Source organism: Ochrobactrum sp. SSR (genome assembly GCF_030067775.1).
Classification (GTDB): domain Bacteria; phylum Pseudomonadota; class Alphaproteobacteria; order Rhizobiales; family Rhizobiaceae; genus Brucella; species Brucella teleogrylli.
This window is the reverse complement of the sequence record NZ_CP125969.1, coordinates 684,196-707,830: the sequence shown is the minus strand read 5'-3', so window position 1 is coordinate 707,830 and position 23,635 is coordinate 684,196. Positions and strand designations below refer to the sequence as shown.

Here is a 23,635-nt window from a genome sequence, read left to right as displayed (position 1 = left end):
GTGTACACGATCCGGATTATGAATTGCGCATTCTTTGCGCACCACGGCGTGTTCGATGAAGAACACAAACTCGGTCAGCGTTTTTATGTCGACGCCATTCTGGATGTCGATCCCGGCAATGCGCTGGAAAGCGATGATATTGAAGGGACCGTCCATTATGGAACGGCTTTCACTGTGATCGAGGAAATCATCACCGGTCGCCAGCGCTATCTGATCGAAACGCTGGCGCTTGACGTCGCCAAGGCTCTGAGCAAGCGGTTTCCGCAAATCAAGCGCGCCGAAATCACCATTCGCAAGCCCAATGCGCCAGTGCCGGGTGTTCTGGATCATGTTGAGGTCACGGTGGTTCATCCGCAGTGAGCGCAGTCGCAGGACCCTATCGCGCCTGGCTTGGCCTCGGCGGCAATATTGACGACCCCATTCTTTCGATGGGCAGCGCACTGCGTATGCTGGATGCGCGCGCGGATACGAGTGTGGTCGCCGTTTCACCCGTTTATCGCACTCCGCCATGGGGCAAGACCGATCAGGCTTGGTTTCACAATGCCTGCGCCGAGCTGCGAACCACGCTCGAACCGCTGGAACTGATCGCGACATGTCTCGACGTGGAGCGCTCGCTGAAACGCGTTCGGCTGGAGCGTTGGGGGCCGCGCATCATCGATATCGACATTCTGGCCATGCAAGATGCTGCCGGGCAGCCTGTTGCGATGGCGCTGCCGGAACTCCAGTTGCCGCATCCGCGCATGCAGGAGCGGGCATTTGTGCTTGTGCCACTCAGCGATATCGCACCATCCTTGAAAGTCGCCGGGCGAACGGTTGCAGAATGGAAAGCGGACGTTCCATCATCCGAAATAGAAAAAGCCCGCACGGATGCGGGCTGGTGGAACCAATAAAACTGTAAAAGTCAGTTCTTGGCGATGCTGCCGACGGCGACATTATCAATGCGCTTGAGGCTCATGCCGATAACCGGAACGAGTTCCTTTTCGACACGCACCGACACGGTGACATTCATCGTGTTCTGATCGGAAATACGGGCCAGCATGGCGCCGTTCAGCTGTTTGCGATTGAGGCCGAACACCATCTTGTTGCCGCTGACGGAACCGGACGTAACGTCGAGGCCTTTGCCTTCCGACCCATCATTGAACTTGCCGGAATAGCCGGAGCCGACGCGGGTGACGGTAGCCTTCATGGGCTGCGAAAAGACGCCGACGCGGCAGCTGCCATCCAGCGTCATGCCAACGGCATCATCCGGTGTGGTGCCAGCAAGATTGCAGACGAATTTGGTGCCCTTGTACTTGCCGGCAACGATTTCGCCCGGGCCGGACCACTGGCCTTCGATCGTCTGGAAAAACTGCTTGTCCTTGTCTGCGGCCAGAACCGGCGCAGCGGAAAGCGAGACGGGCAGCAGCGTCAGGCAGGCAGCGATGCAATTCTTCATATTCGGCTCTGTCCCGGAATTTGCGACCTTTACTGGACGCCATTCCTAATCGTTGTTGGTCAGTATGTCACGACCGAATGTCGTGTCATACGCTGCAAAAAGCCGGAATAACCGGCACTATCAGAAACAATCGGACTGGATGGGCACACCGAAACAGGATTGTGCCAAACGACCAGATCACGCGATTCTGACGCAGGATTTCTATCCGCTAATAATCGTCGCGAATGGTTAACGCTTGGTTTTCATCGGGCTGGAAGTCAGTGGGTTTTCCGGGAAAAAACTCATGGTTTGGCCTTGGTCGCTGCGGCCTTGCCAGACCTGGGCGCGGCGTTTCGGTCGCCATTGACGCGCGCCAGATCGCCGATGAAATCGCTGATACCGGGGCGCTTTTCAGCGTTAAACGGGAAGGGGCGCACGACCTCCATCGCCGCTATGCCGATCCGCGCCGTCATGAGGCCGTTCACCACGCCTTCGCCGAGCTTGGCCGACAGCCGCGACGCCAGACCCTGCCCGACCAGTTGCTGAATCACGCTGTCGCCCATGGCAATGGTGCCAGTGACGGCCAGATGGGCGAGAACGCGCCGCGCGAGCTTGATAAAGCCAAGCGTGCCGGGCCTGCCGCCATAAAGCTGCGACAGTCTGCGAATGAGCCGCGCCGATCTCGAAAATCACATAGCCAATATCGACAAGCGCCCGCGGGCTGATCGCCGTCACAATCGATACGCGCTTCGACGCGTTGAGAATGAGCGCGCGCGCTTCACGGTCGAGCGGGCGCAGAATTTCCGTTTCCGCGAGTCGGATCAGATCGCGCCCATCGATGATGTCGTCGGTCAAACCGTCCAGAAGCTGACGTCCACGCGCCGTTTCCGGCAGGTTGGCCGCAATGGCGCGCAATTCATCGACCGCTTTGCGCGCAGCCGCCATGTCATCGCGCTCTGCGGCGTCCGCCGCATCCCTGCGCAAATGCTGCACGGAGGCGAGGCGTCTCAGGGCCAGCAATTCACGGGTTATGATGGCGATGAAAGCGGCGAGGGCGACGAGTGCTACCGCCAGAGCGGTCCAGCCGAGCCAGCCTGCACGGGCAAAAAGCGCCTGAATGAGATCTTCGGTCCAGATGCCAACGGCAAAAGAAACCAGAACACCCAGTGCGCCGGTCAATATCTTGCCGAGCGACCATCCGCCAAACCAGCCCTTGCGCTTCGGTGCTTCGAAGGCTGGATCAAGAACTTCGAGTTCGGCGGCTTCTTCGTCGCTGAGTTCGAAAATATCCGGCTCTACGACGATCTGCTCCAAATCTTTGACGGCACGGGGTCGGCGCGGCGTCTCGTCAGGCGCTTCCGGTACCGGTTGAACGCGTGGCTGGGGGGCAACCTTGAAGGAGGTCGGTTTGCGCGGTGTGTCATCGCTCATGCCAGACGATCTCCGATCAGGAACTGAAGGGCGCGGTCGAGCCTTATATGAGGAAGCGATAGCGTCACACCCTCGGCGGTGCGTTCAAGGCGCGGGGGGCGGAACCGCACGAAGCGAATGGCAGGGTCTTCCGGTGTGGAAACCTGTTCAAAGATCGCATTAGGATTCTTTGGCAAGTCTCCAGGAAATATAGCTGTTTCTGTTTCACCATCGAAAACATCGCCGTCGATACGTTCGCCCTTGAGAGGCGTCCCGACGATGACCGGAAGAACCTCTTTTCCCTGTGTCACAGTCGCTTCGCGGGTTGCGCGCACGGCTGCCATGGCCAGAACATCGATGTCTGCGCCCGAAAAATTGGCGCGCTCGATGGCGCGTTCTACAAGACGACGTACAATGGCCTGCAAACGATCATGGCTTTCATGATGCAGATGGTCGGCCTTGGTTGCGGCCACCAGAATTCGCCCGATACGGCGCTGGATAAGGCCGGTCAGCAGATTGGAGCGTCCGGGACGGAAACAGGACAGGATATCGGTCAGTGCACGTTCGAGGTCCGCCACCACGGCGCCTCCGGCATTCATGGCCTGCATCGCGTCGATCAGCACGATCTGGCGGTCCAGCCGAGCAATATGCTCGCGAAAGAACGGTTTCACGACATAGGTTTTATAGGCCTCATAGCGCCGTTCCATCATGGCCGCGAGCGATCCGGCCTTGATGTCTTCAGGTGCAAGGTTGGGTAGTGGCGCAAAGGTCAGCGCAGGCGAGCCATCAAGATCGCCAGGCATCAGGAAGCGACCGGGCGGCAGGGTGGACAATGCGCGTTCGTCCGCTTTTCCGGCCCGCAGATAGGCGGTAAAACTTTTTGCCAGCCGCTGCGCCGTCAGTTCATCCGCCTTTTCGGCTGGATCGACCGAGGCGGCATCCGCCAGCCACGGCTGCGCCAGATCGATATGGGTCGGTTCGTTGGCCAAGGCGAAGGAATCTGCGCTGAATTCGGCATAGTTCTTGCCGAGCAGTGGCAGATCGAGCAGCCATTCGCCGGGATAATCGACAATATCGACCGAGAGTCGTCCGGGAGACAGCCATCGCCCCCATGCTGATGCGGTTTCATACTCAATGGTCAGACGAAGCTGCGAAATGGCACGAGTGGAATCCGGCCAGACGCGTTCGTCGATAAGCGCCGACAGATGTTCTTCATATTGAAAACGCGGAACAGCGTCGTCTGGCTGCGGCTCAAGAAGCGCGCGGGATATCCGCCCCGACTTATACGCTTCGAACATCGGCAGCCTGCCGCCATGAACGAGATTATGGACCAGTGCAGTGATGAAAACCGTTTTACCGGCGCGGGACAGGCCCGTCACCCCAAGGCGCAGCGATGGAGAAAGAAGCCCGGTCGCACGTTCCGTCAGTGTGTCCAGTGCGATTTTGGCTTCGTCGCCGATGCTGGTAAGCTTTGCCAATGATGTCCTCGCAGGGTGAATCCCGGTTCACGTATAAATAAGATGACGAACCCTTTTCGCAAGACGAAGGCGCGTCAGGATCCCGTTCAAGCTCACGGCTGCGGAAAACTTTCAAGAAATCCGTGTTCGCGGCTGAGATCGCTCAGCTTTTCAGAAAAAATGATTGTTGCGAGGGCGGCGGTGGGGAAACCGGCATGCAGACGGTCAAGGCTCTCCCGGTCGCCTTTGGCGCACAAGGCAAGCGCCAGATCTTCCATGCTCGGATTATGCCCGACCAGCATCAGCGTCTCGACATCGCCATGCGCGCGAACGGAGCGCAGATATTCCCGCTGCGCCGCCGTTATAGATTTCGTCGTCTATGATGGTTTCGACCTCGACGCCCAGCCTTGTCTGCAGGCCGAAGGCGGTTTCCCGCGTACGGCAGGAGCCGGAAAGCACCACGCGGTCAGGCAGAAGGCCTGTCGCGCGCATCGCCTCGGCGAGCCTGTCGAGCGCGTTGTGGCCTTCCACATCCAGCGGCCTGTCGTAATCCTTCATTCCGGGCTTTGCCCAGACGGCTTTGGCATGTCGTAGGAGAAGCAAGCGACTCATCTGTACCGTCCCGAACGTGGCTACACAGATGTTTTGCCATGATTTTCGCTAAAATGCGCGGTTGCTGCATCGTGTGGCGTAATTTTCCACCGTTGCCTGACGTTTTTCACAGCGGATTGGTGCTGATTTATTGGGCATAATAGAGCAACGGTAACGGAATTGCTGAGATCATGTTTCCCGTTGCAATCTATTTTTAATCCTCTGTGTCATCTTCCAGACATAATGGCCGGAGTATCTGTTGCGCGCGCCATTTGCACAAATTTTTTGCAAATACACACAAAATTGATGCACTAAAAAGTAGTGGGATACGTTTCTTTGATGTTGTGTCGACTGGACGATGGACTTATATAACCGCACGCGTCTCCTAGATGTGGGGTGATTCAGAATGAGTGAATTAATCGACCTTGACTATAGGCCCACTGAAGACGAACCGTTCATGAATGAACGGCAGAAGTCTTACTTCCGAGCGAAACTAATCGCCTGGAGGAATGATATTCTTCGCGAAGCGCGTGAAACGCTTGATGCGCTACAGCAGGAAAATGCAAACCATCCCGATCTGGCGGATAGGGCATCCTCCGAAACGGACCGGGCAATCGAGCTTAGGGCTCGCGACAGACAGCGGAAGCTGATTTCCAAGATTGATGCGGCTCTGAGCCGGATTGACGAAGGCACTTATGGTTTCTGCGAAGAAACCGGCGAGCCGATCAGCCTGAAGCGTCTGGATGCACGCCCAATTGCGACATTGTCCATTGAGGCGCAGGAACGTCATGAGCGTCGTGAAAAAGTTTATCGCGACGACTAAAACATAACGTTGGTTTGAGAAATTTCAAAGGCTGCGGGTGACCGCAGCCTTTTGTTTTTGCATGCCCGCCAAACTAAAAGCGCCAGCGGCATAACCGCTGGCGCTTTTAGAGCGGTTCCGCTTAAAACGGAATCGTAGAACTGCTCTATCTATTTGTCTTTACGCATTATCCTACGCATCGAAGCAGGATCAGAAATCAGTCCAGTGGACTGATTTCCCTGCGTAGTGGCTTCGCACTTTTGCTGGAAATGCTCTAGGCCGAAACGAGAACCGCCTGCTTACGGGCGGGTTTCGTTCTTCGTCAGTTCACCGAGAAGCTTTTCCATCTCATCTTCAATATCATCCGACGTCGTGTCGTCGGTTGCCGAGATGTCAAGCGAGCTCAAAAGTTCGCTTTCGAAGAAATCAGTCGTCAAATCCGCTTCCGGTTCAGGCGTTTCTTCCTTCACCGGCGTCACTTCCGTTTCAAGATCGGCCATAATGGCGTCGTGTAACGCACCCCCCAGTCCTTCCAGATCGTCATCTTCCGTTGCCGCTGTGGGCTGGACCGGTGCGGCGACTGCTACTTCCGGCTCGACGCGCTTCGGTTCGGATACATTGCTGAAATCCGGTGTCACGGTGGACGAAACGGACGGGCTCGTCACGTCGAGCGAAGGCGTGGGCGTGTTTGTCACGGCGGCTACCGGTTCACGCTCCGGCACGATGCTGCCGAGATTTGCCGAGGCGACCGTTGCAGCAGCAGCGCCAGCTGTTGCGGCGGTGGTTCCCAGGTTTGACGTAGAGCTGACCACGCCGCGCGATACCTGGCTCAGCGGATAGGCAGGATGAGCACGGGCAGGCGGCTGCGACGGCTGTGCTGGCTGGGCTGGAAGCACCGTGCGCGGCTGCGGCGGATAATTGGGTGCAGGGCGCGGTTGCGGACGATTCTGTGGTGCGGCCTGTACGGGCGGCGCGACCGGAGGGCGAACAGGGCCTGCGGGGCGGCGGGAGTAACCGTTGGTGTCACCGGCGGGCGCGGTGGTACGCGCGGCGCAGCAACTTGCGGGGCTTCGTGTCTGACCGGTTCTTCCTTCGGAGGTTCCGGTTTGCGGTAGACCGGCGTTTCAATGGCCGAACTCAGCTGGATCGCCTCATCCTTGGCCGGCGTCGGTTCTGGCGCGGATGTTTGTGACGACAAAGCTGGCCGCTCGTTCACGTCGCTTGTGATCGTCGCTTCATGCTGACGAAAACGCTCGATATGTTCCGGCTCGATACGCGAGTTCTGCACGCGGGCATGGGCGCGTGATTCCATAACGATGTTCTGTTCGACAACCACATCCGTCGGGCCGCCGATAAGCAGCAGATGCTCGACATCGTCGCGACGGATGAGAACTAGCTTGCGGCGGCTATCCACGGCTGCGGCATCCATGACGGAGAGGCGCGGCTGGCGTGTCCGACCGTTCGAGACGAAAGTACCACCGCTAAAACGGCGGATGATACTCAAAACAACGAAAATTCCGCCGAGAATGATCGCAAATATAAGCATAAAGCCGACAATATTAGCCGCGCTTTCTCCAACGATGCCGCTGAGCCATTCCTTCATGCGGATACCCTCTTAAATTCAATATTCGAAAAACCCGACGAGCGGAGATTGTGCATCCCCCGACATTCCGCATCATCGCGCAACTTGCACTTTCCAGGACAGTAGTTGAATTTGCAAGCGTTGGGAATGTTCCATCGAATTGCGAGAAATCTATGATCCCCAACCAAAACGGTGAAAAACAACCGCATTTACACCGTTTCCGTGTAGCAACGCTTGTGCTGCTCGCCGATTAACGCATTCTGCGAATCGGATATACCAGATGCATGGCGTTTCGCCCCGCTGCGCGATCGTTTATGGAGAACGCGCAAGAAGATGGGTGGCGACAGGATCGGGTTGCTTAATGAGTGAAAAGACGTCTTGGCTGATCGAAACAATGCACGGCACATTCACGGCCTGCGCAGAACAGTCATGCAGTATGGAAGGTCGGTGGGCTTGATGTCTCGACAGACGGACAACGCATATCCGAAACCGCTCGTTACACCGAAGCGCAATTCCAGCGGCGCGCTGCGTCTGCTGATCGTCGGCCTTTTGCTGACCGGGCTGGCGGTTGTCTACTTCCTGTTTCGCGACCGGATTGGTGATGGTTTCGCGCTTATCCTGATGGGCATTCTGTCGATGGTCGGCGTCTTCTATCTTCTGGGCGCGGCCACGGGACTCATTCAGTTCAGCCAGCGCAAAGGCGGGCAAGATCTGGCGCATTCCTTCATGGATTCGCAGCCGGAAGGTACTGTCATCTCCGATTCTCGCGGTCAGATCGTTTATGCCAATCAGGCTTATGCCAACATGACCGGCGTTGCTAATGCCGACGGCATCCGTTCGCTTGACAATGTGCTGACGGCGGAACCGGCAGCATCCGACGCGATTTACCGTCTGACGAATGCCGTGCGTGACGGTCTTTCCGGGCAGGAGGAAGTGCGACTGTCTGGCGGGCTGTCCCGTGAAGCCCATGGTTCGCTTGCACCGGTCTGGTATCGGATCAAAGCTCGTCCCATCGAAGCGGGGCAGGATTACAAAGGTCCGCTCGTCGCCTGGCAGATTGCCGACATTTCAGAAGAACGCGCCGAACAGGAACGCTTCTTTCAGGAATTGCAGGAAGCGATCAATCATCTCGATCATGCACCGGCAGGCTTCTTCTCTGCCGATCCGTCGGGCCGCATCATCTATCTCAACGCCACGTTGGCGGAGTGGCTGGGCGTCGATCTCACAGCCTTCACACCGGGCTCGCTAACGCTCAACGAAATCGTTGCGGGCAGTGGCATGGCGCTGATCAAGGCCGTCAAGGCCGAACCCGGCACCAGCCGCAACACGGTGATCGATCTCGATCTCATCAAGCGCAACGGTCAGAGTCTGGCCGTGCGCTTTTATCATCGTGTGCAGGCGGCGCGCGACGGGACGCGCGGCACCAGCCGCACCATCGTTCTGGATCGTGCGGAGGGGGATGATTCCTCGGCTGCACTGCGTTCGGCAGAAGTGCGGTTCACGCGCTTCTTCAATTCCGCGCCGATGGCCATTGCCGCCGTCGATGCGCAGGGGCACACGCTGCGCACCAATGCGCGTTTCCTCGATATCTTCTCGTCCGTTGTGGATCGCGATTCCGTCGATCGCCGCGTGAAGCTTGAAAATGTCGTGCATGAGCGTGACCGCGAAGTCTTCACCAAGGCGCTTGCTGCGGCATTTGCCGGACAGGCGAGTATCTCGCCCGTCGATACGGTGCTTCCGGGCAATGAAGAACGGCATATCCGTTTCTATATGAGCCCGGTCAGCGATATGGGTGGGGAATCGTCGGAAGAAGCCGCGATCATTTCCGCCGTTGAAACGACGGAACAGAAAGCGCTCGAAAACCAAATGGCGCAGAGCCAAAAGATGCAGGCTGTGGGCCAGCTTGCCGGTGGTATCGCGCATGATTTCAACAACGTTTTGACGGCAATCATCATGTCGTCGGACCTGCTTCTGACCAATCATCGCGCGTCCGATCCGTCTTTCCCGGACATTATGAACATCAAGCAGAACGCAAACCGTGCCGCTTCGCTCGTGCGCCAGCTTCTCGCGTTCTCGCGCCGCCAGACGCTGCGTCCGGAAGTGCTGGACCTGACCGATGTTCTGGCCGATCTGCGCATGTTGCTGGCGCGCCTTGTCGGCAAGGATATCGAACTGAAGATTGATCATGGCCGCGACCTGTGGCCAGTCAAAGCCGATCTGGGCCAGTTCGAGCAGGTTGCGGTCAATCTCGCCGTCAATGCCCGCGATGCTATGCCTGAAGGCGGTGCAATCACGCTGCGGACCCGCAACGTGCCCGTCCATGAAGCGGCAAAGCTCAACTATCGCGATCTTCCTGAAGCCGATTATGTCGTCTTCGAGGTGGAAGATACCGGCACGGGCATTCCAGCCGATGTGCTTGAAAAGATTTTCGAGCCGTTCTTCACCACCAAGGAAGTCGGCAAGGGCACCGGTCTTGGCCTTTCGATGGTCTACGGCATTATCAAGCAGACCGGCGGCTTCATCTATTGCGATTCCGAAGTCGGCAAGGGAACGACCTTCAAGATCTTCCTGCCGCGCCTTATCGTGGAAAAGAGCGCCGAAGACGCGCCCGTCGCGGTCAAGGAAAAGAAGGTCGAAAAGGCAACGGACCTGTCCGGTTCCGCGACCGTCCTGCTCGTGGAAGACGAGGATGCCGTGCGTATGGGCGGCGTGCGCGCGCTCCAGTCGCGCGGTTATACGGTGCATGAAGCGGCTTCCGGCGTGGAAGCGCTGGAAATCATGGAAGAGCTGGGCGGCGAGGTGGATATCGTCGTATCCGACGTGGTCATGCCTGAAATGGACGGCCCGACGCTGTTGCGTGAGCTGCGCAAGACCTATCCGGACATCAAATTCGTGTTTGTTTCCGGTTATGCGGAAGATGCTTTTGCGCGTAACTTGCCAGCGGATGCAAAGTTCGGATTCCTGCCAAAACCGTTTTCGCTCAAGCAGTTGGCGACTACCGTTAAGGAAATGCTGGAGAAGCAGGACTGATGGATTTTACGTCCACGTTTCAGCAAAGCACTCATGCGTAGCGGTCGCATTGCGGTTTTCGGCGGCGGTCCGTCCGGACTGATTGCAGCCGAAAAACTATCTGCCCTCGGATACGCCGTGACCGTCTATGAGCAGATGCCGACGGTTGGAAGGAAATTTCTGCTGGCGGGAAAATCCGGCCTCAACATCACCCATGCGGAAGATTTCGCGGTTTTCGCAAGCCGTTTCGGCGCGGCCAATGCCCGGCTTCTGCCAATGCTGCAAAAGTTTGGACCTCAACAACTACGCGACTGGGCTGACGGGCTTGGCGCTGAAACCTTTGTGGGTTCCTCGGATCGGGTGTTTCCCAAGGCGATGAAAGCGTCGCCGCTTCTGCGCGCATGGGGACGCCGTCTGGAAGCGCAAGGCGTACGGGTGCTGACGCGCCATCGCTGGGTGGGCTTTGATGGCAATAGGCCTGTTGTGGAAACGGCCAAAGGCCGCGAAACCGTCGAATGCGATGCTGCGCTATTTGCTTTTGGCGGCGGAAGCTGGCCGAAACTCGGTTCAAATGGCGCCTGGGTGCCGCATTTTGCCGAGAAGGGCATTACGATTGCGCCGTTGCGTTCCGCAAATTGCGGATTCGATGTTGCCTGGAGTGAGCATCTGGTGAGCCGTTTTGCAGGCGAACCGGTCAAATCCGTCACCATCACAAGCGTTGCGGGGACCACACAGGGCGAGTTCGTCGTCACGAAAACGGGTGTGGAAGGAGGCCTTGTTTACGCGCACGCAGCCGCCTTGCGGGACGCGCTGGAAGCAGACGGGCGGGCCGATCTGGTGCTCGATCTTGCGCCAGGGCGTAGCGTTGAGCGGCTCAAAGCCGATCTGGAACGACAGGACAGCAAGCTCAGCTTTGGCAATCTTTTGCGGAAGGGCGCTGGCTTGACCGGCGTGAAGGCAGCGCTTGTTGCTGAATATCTGCGCGATAAAAATCCTGACAAGCTGGCGCATGCCATCAAGGCGCTTCGCGTCCCTTTGCTGCGTACCCGTCCGATAGATGAGGTCATCTCTTCGGCTGGCGGTATCGTGTGGGATGAGATCGACCAGAATCAGATGTTGCAGAAAATGCCCGGCCTCTTTGTTGCCGGTGAGATGGTCGATTGGGAAGCACCCACCGGCGGCTATCTTTTAACGGCCTGTTTCGCAATGGGCGTTGCCGCAGCCGAAGGTATCGACGGCTGGCTACAGGTATCCTGAGCGAACTGAAAGCTATCTGGAAAATGGCGCACCCGACAGGATTCGAACCTGTGACCTCTGCCTTCGGAGGGCAGCACTCTATCCAGCTGAGCTACGGGTGCAAACTGGACGGCTAAAAGCCTGTTCTGCCGCGTTTCTAGCTGAACCGCGCAATCGCATCAATGACTTATTTTCATAAACCAAGTTAAATCTGACGCGCGGTGCATGAATCGCCAGTTGGTTCTGTTGCCTATGGATGAATAGGCATCAGGTCATAAAACTCCCGGCCAAACGGTCAGCCGGGAGCTTGAATTTCGAAAGCTTTATGCGTGAGTTTTGGCGAGTTCGCTTCCGCCATTCCTTGCCCGCAGTCCGATCAGAACGACGATGGCAAGCGCACACAAAAGAGCCAGAACGTAGAACCCAGCATCGTGATTGCCGACGGCGACATCGGCCCAGTTCTTGATCTGCGGCGCGAAGAATGCGCCTAGATTGCCGATGGACACGATAAAGGCGATACCGCTTGCCGCACCCACGCCACCGAGATAGCGCGTCGGGAGGCTCCAGAAAACCGGCTGCGATGCGGTCAGTCCGGGCACGGCGATGCAGGCCGCAATCAGCATAATCCAGGCATTTCCGGTCAGACCGATCATCCCCAGGGCGATGGTGCCTGCGGTGACCATCAGAGCGCAGATGAGCCGGTGTTTGCCGGTATTATCCGCAAGCACGGTGAAATAGCGGGTTGCTATCACCGAACACAGCCACGGCAGGCTCAACAGCGTGCCGATCAAGAGGTTCATTTCTCCACCCGATGCCGCGTCCGCGAATCGCGAGGGGAAATAGAACGTGAGCGGTGCTGTACCAATCTGCAGGAAGAAGTAGATCGCGATAAAGGCCCAGACTCTGGCGTCTTTCAGAACAGAAAGTGCCGAATGCTTGTGCGTATTCTCCTTGGCGGCTTCTTCCGCCTTCACAACGGTCGTCAGCGCATCTCGTTCTTCCGGCGTGAGCCAGCTCGCCTTTTCGGGCCGGTCGGTCAGGTAAAAGAGCGCAATGATGCCCATGAGTGAGGCGCCAAGACCTTCGACAAGGAACATCCATTGCCAGTTGGTGAGCCCGAATATGCCGTGATGCGTGAGAAGCCAGCCGGACAGGGGGCTGCCCAACACCAGCGCCAGAGGGACGCCGAGATAGAACAGGCCCGTCGCCTTCGCGCGTTCCTTCGCTGGGAACCAATAGGTCAGATACAGCAGAACGCCGGGATAGAAACCAGCCTCGCAAACGCCCAGCAAAAAACGCAGCGTGTAGAACACCGTTTCCGTATGGGCGAACATCATCGCCGCCGATACAAGCCCCCAGCTGATCATGATGCGGCTAAGCCAGAGCCGCGCGCCCACTTTGTGCAGGATGATGTTGCTCGGCACTTCAAACAGCGCGTAACCGATGAAGAATATGCCCGCTCCAAAAGCATAGGCTGCATCGCTTAGGCCCGTATCGAGCTGAAATTCCTTCTTGGCGAAGCCGATATTCGCGCGATCAAGAAAGGCCATGATCAGCATCAGCGCCAGAAATGGCAGCAGTCGCCGTGTGGCCTTCCGAACAGCGCTATCAATATGTGTAGCACTCATTCCGGTGTGTCTCCTCCTCATCACCTCAAGAATGCGCGCACGCTAATGTAAACTCGTATATGGATAAAGACTGCAAATATAAATAAAAAGAGACATGGATGAGGTTTCAGGGCCGAAAAGCTATCCAAAGAGCCAGGAAAAGCGGAATAAACTAGAAAAAATTTTATATACAAATAGAATGTAATTCTAATGAATTTCTGAGGCTGTAAACAAATACAACAATTCGTAATATGGCGTGTTTTCTCATTGATTGTACCATATGCGCTGCGGAACACGCGGTTTTATCCGCGATATGGGCTGCGTTCGACCTGCAATCTGCAGCTTCAAGGCGTCTGAAATTCAATTTTCTCGTCCCGAAAGCCGGTCGCGTCGTTTTTATAAAGATTTGGACGCGTGGATAAGTTTCAGGATTCTACGCTAACGACAGCGCCAACCCGTGCGGTTATCGTCAATCATCTAATAAAGGGCATCCGAAAACACTGTTCAAAGTGGCCGCTGCTATGCGGTCGCTGGGGGAGGTCCTTTGCATTTGAAGAATTGACATAAACCGGATGAGTATCGCGGGAGGTTTTTGTGAGCATCATCTTCAAATCGTCGAGTATATTCGCAGAGCGCATGTCTACGCGCCGCATTCTTGTTGCTGGCGGTGCAGGATTCCTAGGTTCGCATCTTTGCGAGCGACTTCTGCGCGAAGGCAATTTCGTTATCTGCGTCGATAATTTTTCCACGGGGCGCATCGAAAATCTGCGCAATCTGTTGCGCTATGACACGTTCAGCTTCGTTCGCCATGACATTGTGCACCCGCTCGATCTGCCGGTTGATGAAATCTACAATCTGGCATGCCCGGCTTCGCCACCGCATTACCAGGCTGATCCGGTTCACACGATGAAGACGAGCGTTATCGGCTCGCTCAATCTGCTGGAACTGGCCGCTCATTATCAGGCCCGGATTTTCCAGGCTTCGACATCGGAAGTCTATGGCGATCCGCAGGTGCACCCGCAGCCGGAAACCTATTGGGGCAACGTCAATTCGTTCGGTCCACGGTCCTGCTATGACGAGGGCAAGCGTTCGGCTGAAACGCTGTTCTATGATTTCCATAAGCAATATGGCGTTGATATCCGCATCGTGCGCATCTTCAACACCTATGGTCCGCGCATGCGCCCGGACGATGGCCGCGTCGTTTCCAATTTCATCGTACAGGCTCTGAAGGGTGATGACATCACCATCTATGGCGATGGCTCGCAGACGCGTTCCTTCTGCTATGTCGATGATCTCATCGAAGGCTTCTGCCGCCTGATGGGCAGTCAGCCTGCCATCCACACGCCGGTCAATCTCGGCAATCCCGGCGAATTCACGGTGCGAGAACTGGCGGAACAGATCATCGCTCTGACCGGTTCGTCATCGCGGATTGTGCAGCGTCCGCTGCCAACCGACGACCCGCGCCAGCGTCGGCCCGATATCACCGTTGCCAAGCGCGAGCTTGGCTGGGAACCGGCGATCGCCCTCACCGAAGGGTTGAAATCAACGATAGCTTATTTCGAGCGCCAACTGGTCCGACCTTCGGGAGAGCTTGTTGAGGTGGCATGATGACCAGGCAAAACGTACTCGTTGCCGGCGGTGCTGGCTTTATCGGTAGCCATACGGCCAAGCTTTTGGCCGGGCAGGGATTTTCCCCGGTCGTCTACGACAATCTGTCGACGGGTCACAAGGCTTCGGTACGTTGGGGCGAATTCGTCGAAGGCGATATTCTCTCGCAGGAAAAGCTCATCGCGGCGATCGAGACTTTTGATCCCGTTGCGGTCATCCATTTTGCGGCTTCGGCCTATGTCGGTGAATCCGTCACGGACCCGGCCAAATATTACCGGAACAATGTCTGCGGCACGCAATCGCTTCTGGAAGCGTGCCGTTTGACGGGCAGACGTCCGGTTATCTTCTCGTCCAGCTGTGCGACCTATGGCATCCCAGATCGCCTGCCGATCCGGGAAGGCGAGGTGCAGTGTCCGATCAATCCTTATGGGCGGACCAAGTTGATCGCCGAACATATGCTTGCCGATTATTCGACAGCCTATGGGATGCGTTATGCGGCGCTGCGTTATTTCAATGCGTGCGGCGCGGATATCGATGGAGAACTGGGCGAAAAGCACGATCCCGAAACGCATCTTATCCCGCGCGCCATGCTGGCGGCGGCTGGTAGCGCTGATGTGCTTGAAGTTTTCGGCGATGATTACGATACGCCGGACGGCACCTGTATTCGCGACTATATCCACGTTGTCGATCTGGCGCGGGCCCATGTGCTGGCCCTCGAACATCTGGTGAATGGCGGCGGCAATCTCGTTCTCAATCTCGGCACCGGACGCGGCACATCGATCAAGGAAATCGTCGATGCCATCGGGCGGGTGACGGGACGTGAGGTGCCGGTAGAAATGCGCGCGCGCCGGGCAGGCGATCCGCCAGCGCTTTACGCCGATCCGACAGAAGCCGCCGCAAAGCTCGGCTTCACGACGCTTCATTCCGATCTCGATACGATCATTCGTACCGCTGCTCCGTTCTTCGGTCTGGAGGCGCGATCATGAAAACGCCTCGAATTCCTCCGCTCACGGACAATCAGGAACCCTTGCTGACACCCATTTTCACAGGCCGCAAGCGGGTGGAATATATTATCGGCATCGTTCTCTGGGCTATGGCCATTGCTTATTTCTGGCAATGGTGGCTGATCAGCGCCGAACATATCCATCCGGTCGGTTCTGTTCTGGTTACGGCGCTTTTGGCCTGGATAACCATCCTGCCGCTCTATTTCATCCTGATTTTCTTCCACGCGGCGCGCCCGACCGGCCCGTTACGGCTGCCGGAAGGAAGCCGGGTGGCCATGGTGGTCACCAAGGCACCGTCCGAACCGTTTGAAGTCGTGTCGGAAACATTGCTGGCCATGCTGGCTCAGAATGTCCCGCATGACACCTGGCTTGCCGATGAAGATCCGTCACCATCAACGCTGGCATGGTGCCGTGAGCATGGTGTGTTCGTATCAACGCGCAAGGGACGCGCCGATTATCACCGGCAGACATGGCCGCGCCGCACGCGCTGCAAGGAAGGTAATCTGGCGTTCTTCTACGATCATTACGGCTATGAACGCTATGACTTCGTATCGCAGCTCGATGCGGACCATGTGCCAGAGCCGGATTATCTCTACAACATTCTGCGTCCATTCGCAGACCCGGCAATCGGCTATGTTTCAGCGCCAAGCATTTGCGATCGCAATGCCCATGAAAGCTGGTCGGCACGCGGACGTCTCTATGTCGAGGCGAGCATGCATGGCTCGTTGCAGGCGGGGTACAATGGCGGCTTTGCGCCTGTGTGCATCGGTTCGCATTATGCAGTTCGTACAGCGGCTTTGATGGAAATCGGCGGCCTTGGTCCCGAACTTGCAGAAGATCATTCGACAACCCTGTTCATGAATGCGCATGGCTGGCGCGGCGTTCACGCACTGGATGCCATTGCCCATGGCGATGGTCCGCGAACCTTCGGCGATCTGGTAACGCAGGAGTTTCAGTGGTCGCGTAGTCTGGTCATGATCCTTTTGCAGTACACGCCGAAGTTGATCGGTCGACTGCCGCTGCGTCTGAAGTTCCAGTTTCTGTTTTCACAGGTCTGGTATCCGCTCTATGCCTTCTTCCTGGCTATGACCTTTCTGTTGCCGATCATTATCCTTGCCTATGGCGATAATTTTGTAAGCGTCACATATCCGGATTTTCTGCTTCACTTCATGCCGCAGTCGCTGATGATTTTGTTCCTTGCGTTCTGGTGGCGGTCGAGCAAGACGTTCCGCCCGGTCGACGGCAAGATTTTCAGCTGGGAAGCGATGCTGTTTCTGTTGGCGCGTTGGCCATGGGTATTGGCTGGAACCTTCGCAGCATTTCGGGACTGGGCAACGGGTTCATTCGTCGACTTCCGCGTTACGCCGAAGGGCTCATCAGAAGTCGATCCGGTGCCGTTCCGAGTGCTTGCACCCTATGCCTCCATCTCCATGCTGTCGCTTGTTCCGGTTCTGTTGGTCGATGACGCTGATCAAACACGCGGCTTCTACGTCTTCGCCATCATCAATGCGTGCTTCTACCTGTTTTTGATCGGCATGATCATTGTGCAGCACGCACATGAAAACAAGGTGCGGATGCAAAGCCGGTTCTATCAGCCGGTCCTCGCAAGCAGCTTCATGGCGCTTGTCATGGTCACAGGTTTCACGACCGCTGAACGGGGCCGCGACGGCATTGAAGCGCTCACCTGGGGCACATTGAGCTTTTCAGTATTCGACGACCAATTCTCGGTAGCCGGAGCAGGCGTCGGCGGACGCGACACGCACAAGACAATATTCAACCCACGTTGGCGCGAGAACCCATTGGGCGGCACGCGCAACGAAAACAACTAGCGGAGAGGCGGGACTTGTTATGAAGATCGCTGTTATTGGAACGGGATATGTCGGTTTGGTCAGCGGCACCTGCTTCGCTGCCTGGGGACATGAGGTTGTCTGCGTGGACAAGGACGCGCAGAAAATCTCCGGACTGGAACGTGGCATCGTGCCCATTTACGAGCCGGGGCTGGACGAACTGGTCGAACGCAACTTCGCCTTCGGTCGTCTCAGCTTCACCTGCAATCTGGCCGAAGCCGTCAAAGGCGCTGAGCTTGTGCTTATCGCCGTCGGTACGCCCGCGCGGGCTGGCCATGGCGATGCGGACCTGTCTTTCGTCTATATGGCGGCACGCGAACTGGCACCGCTCATCGATGACAATACGGTTGTCGTGGTGAAATCCACTGTTCCGGTCGGGACCGGCGATGTGGTGCAGAAGATCATCGGCTCGGTGCGCAAGCCCGGAACATTCTCTGTTGCATCCAATCCGGAATTTCTGCGCGAAGGCGTTGCCATCCGCGACTTTCTGGAACCCGACCGCGTGGTTATCGGCGTCGAGGACGAGCGTGCGCGCAAGCTTCTGGTCGCGCTTTATAGCGCTGCACTCGAAGCAAACCAGACGCCCATCGTGGTGACGCAGCGCCGCACGTCCGAACTGATCAAATATGCGGCCAACGCGTTTCTTGCCACCAAGATCACCTTCATCAACGAACTCGCCGATCTCTGCGAGGAAGTGGGCAGCGATGTCTCCGATCTCGCTTTGGGCATGGGGCTGGACAAGCGGATCGGCACCAGCTTTCTGAATGCGGGTCCGGGCTATGGCGGCTCCTGTTTTCCAAAGGATACGATTGCGCTTCTGCGCACGGCGCAGGACCACGGCGTAGCGCTGCGTCTGGTCGAGGAAACCGTGACAGCCAATGAAGCGCGCAAGCGCCGCATGGCGCTGAAGGTCATGGATGCGCTCGGCGGCGATATCGAGGGCCGCACCATTGCCGTGCTTGGCCTGACCTTCAAACCCGATACGGATGATATGCGCGATGCGCCGTCCATTCCGCTGATTGAAACCTTGCAGCGTTTCGGCGCACGCATTCGTGCCCATGATCCGGTCGGCATCGAAAATGCACGCCGCATCCTCAGCGATATGGAGTTTTGCGAGAACGCCTATGACTGTGTGGCCGATGCCGATGCCGCCGTTGTCGTGACCGAATGGGACAGCATTCGCAAGCTTGATCTCGTTCGCATGAAGCGGCTAATGCGCCAGCCGGTTCTCATAGATCTCAGAAATGTCTTTTCCCGGGCGATGGCCGAAAGGCTTGGCTTTCGTATTTCGACCATCGGTCGCCCCGTTCATCTGCGGCAGGAAATAAAACCAATAAACTTGCTGCCGCAGGCGCGCGTCCGCCCACCACAAGAACCCCCGGCGGGCGCGCGCAATCTCAAAATCGTGGGAGGATCAAATGAAACTATCGATGTTTGATACCGGCCGCTATTTCAGCCGCCGGAGCAGGCTGTCCCTTACAACTCTTGCCCTGATGGCTGGCCTGAAAGGTCTCGCAGCAGGTGCTGCCGAAGCTGCGACCATGCCCGGTGATAATATCCCCGCCGGGACGCGCGTGATGACGCCGTTTGAAATCTACGTGCTTTACCGTGACAAAAACTGGCAATGGGCCGATGGCTCCGGCCAGATGGTGAGTGCGGATCGTCGTTTTACGGCGCGTGTCGATGGCGAAAAGGGCAAAGCCTGGGCGGAAGGTCGCTGGATGATCACCAAGACCGGGCGCATGTGCTTCAAGGCTGACTGGCACACCGAAAAAGGCAAGTTTCCGGCGAAGACGTGCTTTTCGCACCGTATCGGCGATGGAGCAGTCTATCAAAAGCGCGAGCCCAACGGCGTCTGGTACGTCTTCCGTCACGCTGACGGTCGTGTGGAAGACGAGGCGCGCAAACTCATATCCATCAGTCTTGCATCGGAAAAAAAGAATGGCGAGCTGACAGCGGCGGAAGCCGCCCAGCAATCGCCAAAACAATAGAAGGGAGGGGGCCATGAAAACCCCTTACAAGATAGCTTCGATATTGCTCTGCGGAGCATTCGTTACCAGCGCTGTCTATGCCGCAAGCGGGGTTTCCGGTGCGACGGTCGATACGCGCAATCTGTTCCACGACAAGCGCCCGGTGATAACACCGAAGTCGATCACGCCCGGCGCTTACGACCCGCACGGGGATTATACCAATGATCCCAATTCGAAGATCGAACATCTGTTCTTGCCATGGGAAGATGTGGATCTGACAAGCCTCAGCGCAGCTGATGCCTATGCGCGGGAGCGCGGTCGTGATCTGCTGATCACCATCGAGCCGTGGTCATGGGCGCGCGACTGGCGTGTTGCGCCGGATGCGCTCCTGAGCGGGATCGTCAATGGTCGCTACGACTCCAACATGGGTGCCGTCTGTTCGGCGGCGTCAAAACTGAAAAGTCCGGTGACTATTCGCTGGGCGCAGGAAATGGACGACAAGACCGGCCAGTTCACATGGTCCTATTGGTCGCCGCAGGGTTATATCGCTGCTTACCAGCATGCCGTGAAGGTCTGCCGGAAAACTCTGCCGAACGCCAAATATATGTGGTCGCCGAAGGGAGACGAGGGACTTCAGGCCTATTATCCGGGCGACGCCTTCGTGGATGTGATCGGCCTGTCGGTGTTCGGCTACGAGCCTTATGACAAGCTGGAGGTCGGGCGCCCCACGAGTTTCGTCGAACGCGCAAAGCCCGGTTACGACCGCGTGGTGGCCTTCAACAAGCCGATCGTTATTGCGGAACTCGGTTATGAAGGGAGCGACGACTATGTGCGGGCATGGGCTGCGGAGGCAAACAAGCCTCAGCCCGAATTCCCGGAACTGACAGCCGTTGTCTATTTCAATGACCGCGAAGTCTATCCGTGGCCAAGGGGTGTCGGGCGGCCTGACTGGCGCGTCGCGAACCATCCGTTGGATTAACCGAAACTCGAAAGATTGGACAGGAAAGCAAAATGGTTTCGATCCGTTTCACAGCTGTGAGTGCGGCGCTGTCCGTACTCCTCGTGGCAGGTGTCGCCGAAGCTGCACCGAAGCCAAAAGCAGATGACGCAACGGCCAAGCTGGCCGCTGCCGCTTCGCCAATGTCCGCACAGGCGCTTGAGGCGATCTATGCGGGCAAGACATGGAAATGGAAGGACGGCGGCGGCTTTTTCTCTGCCGACCGACACAAACTGGCGGCCTGGTCCCAAAAGGGAAAAGCCTGGTCCTATGGTGAAGGACGCTGGTACGCGACCGACGGCGGCAAGCTCTGCATGCAGGCTTACTGGCGCAATAAATCCAGTGGTGGCGGCGGAGATATAAGCTGCTTCCTGCATCGCGAGAAGGCAGGCGTGATCTACCAGAAGCGCTCCATTGGCGGCGACTGGTACATATTCCGGAACAACCCTTCGAAGCCGACGGATGAAGCACAAAAGCTCGTGCGGGGCGATCTGGTCAGCAAAGGACTGATGCGAATTAAGGCGTCAGCCAAATAAATCCCAGGCGGGGAACCGGCTCGCCGACTTCGTGCGTTAGGAGTGCATGAGCGGAGTTGGCGGGCTGGTGGTCGTTAGAAGCCGACATTCATGTCCCAAGGATGCGAATGTCGGCCCCGGGTTACGAACATTATTAGTCACGCATAAAACAGCGTGACTTTTGCCCAAAGCCGCTCGGTGTGCAGACATAGGGAGTACCGCTATAATACTGCGAAGCCGAAACCTTGACGACCTTGCCCATCGGGTTCTTGTTGTAACGGACTTCGTTATTGACGCGATACTTCACGAGGTAAACGGACTGCGTGTCATTCTTCGGTTTGTATTTGTCTTTGGCCTGCGCATTTGCAGAAAGACACAAAGAAGCTGCAAGACCTATCGCGGCCGTTGCTGCCCATTTTACGCTTTCACGGCGTACAGCATTGAAAAATACATTGTTCATGCGACTGCCTCCTGTTGGTTATTTTGGAGGTGTTTTAGCAAGAGCGATTTAATATTCTTGCCGGAAATTCCAGACAATTTTCATCAAATGGGATGCAGCCGCATATATCCCATGAAAGGCGTATGCCTGTCCACTGTTAGCTAATGCTAATATACGAAGAGGTATGGAGCATTTGAGGGACACTGCGTGGCGACTGGTTATTTTGGATTTTGCCGCTACACCAAGATGACTTTTAAAATGGAGTGTCAGCGCCAAGTTTTCGCCGACTTTATTCATGAAACTAATTTAATATTTCGCCGGCGAATTCGATTTATTTAATTTTCCCAAATGTTATCATCTAGGCCTAAAGTCTAAGGCGAAGTGCATCGCTTGGATCAAGCGGTGAAATCAAGGAATTGCCGTGACGTCCGACAATGACAAGACCGCGCAAGATTTTGAGTTGGAATTTGTCGAGCGCCGACAATCAGTGCGCGTGCCGGTTTCTCCCTTGGGCGAAATTGCTGGCTGTAGCAACCGTCTGGAACCTCTGGTTTTCACCACGGAATCTTATGAACCCTCCGAACAATTTGCTGCCTGGCAACAGCACATGCTGCCCTTGCTGGACATGCGCCTGCCGGATGGAGTTCATGCCAGCGACGGATTTCTAGCATCTCAAACGGTGTGGAATCTGGGTGGCATGCTCCTCATCCAGCAGTCAGCACCGGCTTTCAGCTATGAGCGCCCGAAGGAAAAGGTGCGTTTCAGCACGATAGATCACTGGCAGATCGGCTTTTTGCGCAGCGGCCACAGCTGGACCGGCGTTGATGGGCGTGTGGCGGAAAATGAGCCGGGCATGATCGACGTGCGCTCGCTCGGCTATCCTTTTCGAGGGCGGGCCATCGCTTCAGAGTCCGTTTCCCTGATCATCCCCGTCGATCAGTTTGCCGGACGCGGCGGCATGCCTGAATCGAGTAACAACGTCACTTTGGGCGGCTACCGCGCCAAATTACTGATCGACTTCGTTTCGAGCCTCGAAGACGGTCTCAGCCGGGTCACCAACGAAGATTTGCCGGCATTGCGGGATAGTCTGCGACAGATCATATTTGACACCATTGCGCCGCTAGTAAAGAAAATCGACGTCAGCGAGCAGATTTCCCAGTTGGGATTGATGACAAAGGCGCGGCGGTTCATCCAGAAAAATCTTATGTCGCGGGATTTGACGCCGGAAGCGTTGAGCCGTGAACTGGCGATTTCGCGCACGCATCTTTATCAGCTCTTTGAAGGGTCAGGCGGCGTGCTGAATTATATTCGCCAACGGCGCTTGTTTGCGGCTCATGCCATGCTGGCGGATGCATCCGAAAATCGAAAGGTTGCGGATGTCGCGCTCGCTTTCGGGTTCGATTCCGCTGCTAATTTCACGCGCGCATTCACACAGCAGTTCGGCTATAGCCCCAGCAGTGTGCGGAAGCCATCGTCAAGGACCGATGCGGTGGCAGACGCGCATCAGGATCAGGCCCAGCCTTCGACATTCGAAACATTGTTGCGAACGCTTGCCATGTACGAGGCATGAAAGGAATATCTGGGCGAGAGCAGGCGAACAGGCATAAAAAAGGCGCCAGCGGCGCCTTGTTTTATGAACTGATCATTCGTCCGACCCATATGAGTATACACGCCCCGACGAAGCCTGAAATCAGATAACCGAGCCAGCCACCGAAGGACACACCGAGCAGACCGAACAGAAAGCTCGCCACTGCAGCGCCGATGATACCCAAAATGATATTCATGAATATGCCGGTGTTGCTATTCATGAAATTGGAAGCAATCCAGCCAGCAAGGCCGCCGATGATGATGGCAGCAATCCAGCCCACGCCTGCACCGCTCATATGATCCACTCCTCTAATCCGGTCTCGACAAACGGCATAGCCATCTGCCCAACCTTGAAATATGCCTTTCGAAATCATGCCCTCAAGGCGGGCTACACTCGGAAAACAGGCACGTAAGACAACAGGTTTTCAAAAGCGTCCCAAAAGCACGGAAACACTTCACAAAATCGGATCGATCGTTCGAACTATCGACAGACGCCCGGAACATCTGCTTATCCCTTCAGATAAACTCGCCGCTCCAAGCGTCTGTTTATAAACGTGTTA

18 protein-coding genes, 1 tRNA gene and 3 pseudogenes are annotated in these 23,635 nt (G+C 56.6%); 13 read left to right on the top strand and 9 right to left on the bottom strand.

Features of this window, described 5'->3' with window-relative positions:
• Window positions 1–360: a dihydroneopterin aldolase gene (gene folB, locus QLQ11_RS03385; RefSeq protein WP_109368933.1), complete on the top strand. Its 360-nt coding sequence runs from the start codon at window positions 1–3 to the stop codon at window positions 358–360.
• A 68-nt stretch (window positions 361–428) separates the two neighbouring features.
• On the top strand, window positions 429–890 hold the full coding sequence (gene folK, locus QLQ11_RS03380; protein WP_235858880.1) for a 2-amino-4-hydroxy-6-hydroxymethyldihydropteridine diphosphokinase: 462 nt from the start codon (window positions 429–431) through the stop codon (window positions 888–890).
• Window positions 891–901: 11 nt separating this feature from the next.
• On the opposite strand, the gene QLQ11_RS03375 is transcribed toward folK, so the two are convergent.
• The 4 genes and pseudogenes from QLQ11_RS03375 to QLQ11_RS03360 all read right to left on the bottom strand — a co-directional run bounded on the left by QLQ11_RS03375 (window position 902) and on the right by QLQ11_RS03360 (window position 4,893).
• Window positions 902–1,435 carry a hypothetical protein gene (locus QLQ11_RS03375; RefSeq protein ID WP_109368935.1) on the bottom strand — a complete coding sequence of 178 codons (534 nt, stop codon included), beginning with the start codon at window positions 1,433–1,435 and terminating at the stop codon, window positions 902–904.
• A 281-nt stretch (window positions 1,436–1,716) separates the two neighbouring features.
• A pseudogene (locus QLQ11_RS03370) lies at window positions 1,717–2,845 on the bottom strand (YcjF family protein).
• A complete protein-coding gene (locus QLQ11_RS03365) occupies window positions 2,842–4,302 on the bottom strand; it encodes a YcjX family protein (protein WP_109368937.1) in 1,461 nt (486 codons plus the stop codon). The pseudogene QLQ11_RS03370 and the gene QLQ11_RS03365 overlap by 4 nt, the downstream one beginning before the upstream one ends.
• A 92-nt stretch (window positions 4,303–4,394) precedes the next feature.
• Window positions 4,395–4,893, bottom strand: a pseudogene (locus tag QLQ11_RS03360) (histidine phosphatase family protein).
• 385 nt (window positions 4,894–5,278) lie between these two features.
• Here QLQ11_RS03360 and dksA point away from each other — a divergent pair.
• Window positions 5,279–5,695 (top strand): RNA polymerase-binding protein DksA, encoded by a 417-nt coding sequence (gene dksA, locus QLQ11_RS03355; RefSeq protein ID WP_109368939.1) that lies wholly within the window; start codon window positions 5,279–5,281, stop codon window positions 5,693–5,695.
• Between the two features lie 278 nt (window positions 5,696–5,973).
• Here the strand turns inward: dksA and QLQ11_RS03350 are convergent.
• A pseudogene (locus QLQ11_RS03350) lies at window positions 5,974–7,277 on the bottom strand (hypothetical protein).
• Window positions 7,278–7,685: 408 nt separating this feature from the next.
• On the opposite strand from QLQ11_RS03350, the gene cckA reads away from it, so the two are divergent.
• Both cckA and QLQ11_RS03340 read left to right on the top strand, forming a co-directional pair.
• Window positions 7,686–10,286 (top strand): cell cycle histidine kinase CckA, encoded by a 2,601-nt coding sequence (gene cckA / locus QLQ11_RS03345; RefSeq protein WP_371830780.1) that lies wholly within the window; start codon window positions 7,686–7,688, stop codon window positions 10,284–10,286.
• 33 nt (window positions 10,287–10,319) lie between these two features.
• Window positions 10,320–11,522 carry a TIGR03862 family flavoprotein gene (locus QLQ11_RS03340; protein WP_121536131.1) on the top strand — a complete coding sequence of 401 codons (1,203 nt, stop codon included), beginning with the start codon at window positions 10,320–10,322 and terminating at the stop codon, window positions 11,520–11,522.
• Window positions 11,523–11,546: 24 nt separating this feature from the next.
• On the opposite strand, the gene QLQ11_RS03335 is transcribed toward QLQ11_RS03340, so the two are convergent.
• Window positions 11,547–11,623 (bottom strand) — tRNA-Arg (locus QLQ11_RS03335).
• Window positions 11,624–11,824: 201 nt separating this feature from the next.
• Window positions 11,825–13,129, bottom strand: a complete 1,305-nt coding sequence (locus QLQ11_RS03330) for an MFS transporter (protein ID WP_121536133.1) — start codon at window positions 13,127–13,129, stop codon at window positions 11,825–11,827.
• 573 nt (window positions 13,130–13,702) lie between these two features.
• On the opposite strand from QLQ11_RS03330, the gene QLQ11_RS03325 reads away from it, so the two are divergent.
• The 7 genes from QLQ11_RS03325 to QLQ11_RS03295 are packed head-to-tail and all read left to right on the top strand — an operon-like array spanning window position 13,703 to window position 21,070.
• Entirely contained in the window at window positions 13,703–14,716 is a 1,014-nt protein-coding gene (locus QLQ11_RS03325; protein ID WP_371830781.1) for a UDP-glucuronic acid decarboxylase family protein, read from the top strand.
• On the top strand, window positions 14,716–15,702 hold the full coding sequence (gene galE / locus QLQ11_RS03320; RefSeq protein ID WP_121536306.1) for a UDP-glucose 4-epimerase GalE: 987 nt from the start codon (window positions 14,716–14,718) through the stop codon (window positions 15,700–15,702). The genes QLQ11_RS03325 and galE overlap by 1 nt, the downstream gene beginning before the upstream one ends.
• The gene (locus QLQ11_RS03315) at window positions 15,699–17,549 is read left to right on the top strand and encodes a glycosyltransferase family 2 protein (protein WP_121536135.1); all 1,851 of its coding nucleotides are present in this window, start codon (window positions 15,699–15,701) and stop codon (window positions 17,547–17,549) included. Before galE ends, QLQ11_RS03315 begins: the two co-directional genes overlap by 4 nt.
• A gap of 19 nt (window positions 17,550–17,568) precedes the next feature.
• Window positions 17,569–19,005, top strand: coding sequence for a UDP-glucose/GDP-mannose dehydrogenase family protein (locus tag QLQ11_RS03310; protein WP_121536137.1), 1,437 nt, complete (start codon window positions 17,569–17,571; stop codon window positions 19,003–19,005).
• A complete protein-coding gene (locus tag QLQ11_RS03305; RefSeq protein ID WP_371835915.1) occupies window positions 18,986–19,558 on the top strand; it encodes a DUF995 domain-containing protein in 573 nt (190 codons plus the stop codon). Before QLQ11_RS03310 ends, QLQ11_RS03305 begins: the two co-directional genes overlap by 20 nt.
• Window positions 19,559–19,571: 13 nt before the next feature.
• A complete protein-coding gene (locus QLQ11_RS03300) occupies window positions 19,572–20,516 on the top strand; it encodes a glycoside hydrolase family 26 protein (protein WP_109368946.1) in 945 nt (314 codons plus the stop codon).
• Between the two features lie 32 nt (window positions 20,517–20,548).
• The gene (locus tag QLQ11_RS03295; RefSeq protein WP_121536139.1) at window positions 20,549–21,070 is read left to right on the top strand and encodes a DUF995 domain-containing protein; all 522 of its coding nucleotides are present in this window, start codon (window positions 20,549–20,551) and stop codon (window positions 21,068–21,070) included.
• A gap of 133 nt (window positions 21,071–21,203) precedes the next feature.
• Here QLQ11_RS03295 and QLQ11_RS03290 read toward each other — a convergent pair whose 3' ends face one another.
• Window positions 21,204–21,509 carry a hypothetical protein gene (locus QLQ11_RS03290; protein ID WP_109368948.1) on the bottom strand — a complete coding sequence of 102 codons (306 nt, stop codon included), beginning with the start codon at window positions 21,507–21,509 and terminating at the stop codon, window positions 21,204–21,206.
• A 400-nt stretch (window positions 21,510–21,909) separates the two neighbouring features.
• Between QLQ11_RS03290 and QLQ11_RS03285 the strand changes: the two genes are divergently transcribed.
• The gene (locus tag QLQ11_RS03285; RefSeq protein WP_121536141.1) at window positions 21,910–23,058 is read left to right on the top strand and encodes a helix-turn-helix domain-containing protein; all 1,149 of its coding nucleotides are present in this window, start codon (window positions 21,910–21,912) and stop codon (window positions 23,056–23,058) included.
• Between the two features lie 61 nt (window positions 23,059–23,119).
• Here QLQ11_RS03285 and QLQ11_RS03280 read toward each other — a convergent pair whose 3' ends face one another.
• Window positions 23,120–23,371, bottom strand: coding sequence for a GlsB/YeaQ/YmgE family stress response membrane protein (locus QLQ11_RS03280; RefSeq protein ID WP_109368950.1), 252 nt, complete (start codon window positions 23,369–23,371; stop codon window positions 23,120–23,122).
• Window positions 23,372–23,635: the final 264 nt, after the last annotated feature.